This window comes from Citrobacter sp. Colony219 (assembly GCF_019382635.1).
GTDB lineage: Bacteria > Pseudomonadota > Gammaproteobacteria > Enterobacterales > Enterobacteriaceae > Citrobacter > Citrobacter youngae.
The window spans coordinates 11776-12974 of the sequence record NZ_CP080033.1 but is presented as its reverse complement, the minus strand read 5'-3'; the positions used below and the strand labels follow the sequence as shown (position 1 = coordinate 12974).

Below are 1199 nucleotides of genomic sequence, written 5' to 3'. Positions count from 1 at the left end.
AAATTTAGGATAAAAGCGAACTTGGTATTCAACACCTATTTTGGATGGATATTGCAATAGCGTCGTACAGGGAGAACGGCGAACGTTCAGCGCAAATCAGGCGGCTACGTACAGTCACAGTGGTATCCCACCCGCTGAGAACAGAAAAATGGCTCATAACGACCTCGTTTTGTAATGATTCATTAACATTTGGGCTACATGTCACAGAATCAACGATGAGACTAAAAGTCGCTTTGACACGCTTTGGGTTACCTTCTAGAGTGGAAAAATACAGATTTTAGATAAGAGACTATCTGTGAAATTAAGATGGTCTCTTATTGCATTTTTTTAGCTAATGGCGACCTTCTTCCGAATATTATGAAGGGGAAAGCCATGTCCGCATGTTCATTCTCAAATCCGATAAAAATCCGCGGTGTAGATGATGTCATTAATTGCATCGATGCCAGGGGAAAAATCAGTGGCAGAGCTGGTGTTATTTGGTGGTTGGCACTAGGCGGCCTTTTCTTGATGCTTTTTCAAATTCAGCTCTCAGTGCTGGATTAAACCCAATGACCCGCAATTTAAATCTTACTGCGACCGAAGTTGCACTACTTACCTCATTTTCATCCTGGGTCGCCATATTATTTAACCCGATTGGCGGCTGGATAGCCGATCGCTGGGGTCGTGTGCCGCCGCTGATCATTGCCAAAATAATGGCGGTGATTGGTGCTTTGTTGGTGATGTCATCCTCCAGTTTTAGCACGATAATAGTGGGTCGCTTCTTTGTTGGCGTCTCTTACGGGATGGACTTTGCTGTGGCAATGGCCATGCTGGCAGAGTTCACGCCTGTGAAACTCAAAAGCCGTCTAAATACCTGGCAGGGTGTCTGGTATGTTGCCGTTTGTTTAAATTTGGTATTAGCGCTGATGTTTTACTCATGGGACGTAGGTGATGCCATCTGGCGTTATTCCATTGCTGTAACGGCGTTATGTGGAATCATCGTTCTGTTTTTCCAGTTCCGTTATTTAGTGGAAAGCCCGGTTTGGCTGGCAAGGAAATCCCGATTACCTGAAGCTATCGTTTCCATGAATAAAATATATGGTGAACAGTTTATTCTGGCGCCGAAAGCAGAACAGAAACCCGTTATTGGTCAGGCTGAAAAAGGCGCAAGAAATGTGCTGTTAATATTCCGTGGCGTCTATTTACCACGTACGATTCTG

1 protein-coding gene (running past one end of the window) is annotated in these 1199 nt (G+C 44.5%); it reads left to right on the top strand.

From position 1 onward, the window contains the following. Positions 1-479: 479 nt before the first annotated feature. Positions 480-1199, top strand: the 5' portion of a protein-coding gene (locus tag JTI85_RS21135; RefSeq protein WP_255574985.1) for an MFS transporter. Its footprint extends 123 nt past the window's final position; only the first 720 of its 843 coding nucleotides appear in the window; it begins with the start codon at positions 480-482; its stop codon lies off the right edge, out of view.